This is a genomic window from Colwellia sp. TT2012 (assembly GCF_001440345.1).
Taxonomy (GTDB): domain Bacteria; phylum Pseudomonadota; class Gammaproteobacteria; order Enterobacterales; family Alteromonadaceae; genus Colwellia.
The window spans coordinates 1-821 of the sequence record NZ_LJYX01000127.1; the positions used below are offsets into that span (position 1 = coordinate 1).

The 821-nt window shown below is 62.5% G+C and carries 1 protein-coding gene; it reads left to right on the top strand.

The window, feature by feature from the left end; genetic code table 11:
* A partial coding sequence (locus tag ASU03_RS19095) for a TauD/TfdA dioxygenase family protein (RefSeq protein ID WP_197411316.1) occupies nucleotides 1-495 on the top strand: 495 nt, incomplete at its 5' end.
* Between the last annotated feature and the right edge of the window lie 326 nt (nucleotides 496-821).

The following is an 821-nucleotide window of genomic DNA, read 5'->3' on the forward strand; positions in this document are numbered from 1 at the left end:
CTCGGCGCCGTGCTGCGCGCGGTGGACTTGCCCGAAGTCGGCGGCGATACCTTATGGGCCGATACCGGCGCCGTGTACCGCGTCCTGCCCGATGAACTGCGTGCGCAAATCGACGACCTGTACGTGGTCCACGACTTCAAGAAGGCCCTGGACAAGGTCGGCTACGACTACCCGATCCTCGCCCACCCGCTGGTGCGCACCCACCCGGAAACCGGTGAAGACGGCCTGTTCATCAACTTCTCGCAAAACCCCTCGGTGATCGGCTGGACGCCAGAGCAAAGCAAGCAATTGATCGACCGCCTGCTGCTGGAATTCAACAAGCCGGAACACCAGGTGCGATTCAAATGGCAGCCCGGCTCGGTAGCCTTCTGGGACAACCGCTCGACCCTGCACTACCCGGTCTACAACTACGGCGACTACCCGCGCCGCATGGAGCGGGTGCTGATTGCCTATGACGATATTCCGCACCGGGTAAGAGCGGCCAACGCGGCCTGACAGAGCACCGCAGATCAACTGTAGGAGCTGGCTGCCTGCGATGGCTGTGTATCAGTTACAGATGCACTGACTGACCCACCGCGATCGCAGGCAAGCCAGCTCCCACACGAGACCTGAGTTCACTTGAATATTTTCTCCGTCCCTGGCGAATGCCCGCCCAGGCGAGCGTGTGTGCCCCACTTTCAGGAATCCGCGTCATGAGTGCTTCCAGATTCGACTATCGCGCCGCCGCAGCCTTGAGCCTGCTGGCGGTGAGCATCCACGCCCAGGCCGCCGACGCCACCGACAAAACCCTGGGCACCGTAGTGGTCACCGGCAATCGCGGC